Source organism: Grimontia sedimenti, assembly GCF_011045095.1.
GTDB classification, from domain to species: Bacteria; Pseudomonadota; Gammaproteobacteria; order Enterobacterales; family Vibrionaceae; genus Enterovibrio; species Enterovibrio sedimenti.
On sequence record NZ_JAALDL010000058.1, the window covers coordinates 1 to 562 of the forward strand.

A 562-nucleotide genomic window follows, 5' to 3' on the forward strand; every position below is an offset into this window, starting at 1 on the left:
CGTTGAATTATCAGACGCAGTAAGGGTAAAGGTTTCGGTTGCTTCTTCCCCGTCCGGTAGAGCTTGCGCTTTGTCTGGGTCTACCGTGTAGGTCCAGTTACCGTCGACCAGTTCGAAGGTACCGTAGTTACCTTCAATCGTGGTGTTGCCGATGGTGGCCGTTTCGCCGGAATCCGGATCGGTAACCGTGATAGAGCCTGTTGCTGAGGTATCGACGTCAGTGATAGACGCCGTGGTATCACCGGTGACAACGGCAGACTGGTTGGTGCCTTCAACCGTGACCACAATCTCATGGGTAGAGTTATCTGACGCCGTGAGAGTAAAGGTTTCGGTCGCCTCTTCGTCTTCGGGCAGAGCCTGCGCTTTGTCTGGGTCTACCGTGTAAGTCCAGTTACCGTCGACCAATTCAAAGGTGCCGTAGTTGCCTTCTATGGTGGTGTTGCCAATGGTGGCCGTTTCACCAGAATCCGGATCGGTCACCGTGATTGAACCTGTTGCTGAGGTATCGACGTCAGTGATAGACGCAGTGGTATCACCCGTCACAACAGCTGCTTGATCAGTA

Annotated in this window: 1 protein-coding gene; it reads right to left on the reverse strand. The window is 53.6% G+C overall.

The genetic code is table 11. The features are described from left to right. Positions 1-543: VCBS domain-containing protein (locus G5S52_RS23470; protein ID WP_368737500.1), on the reverse strand; the 543-nt coding region annotated here is incomplete at its 3' end. Positions 544-562 lie beyond the last annotated feature (19 nt).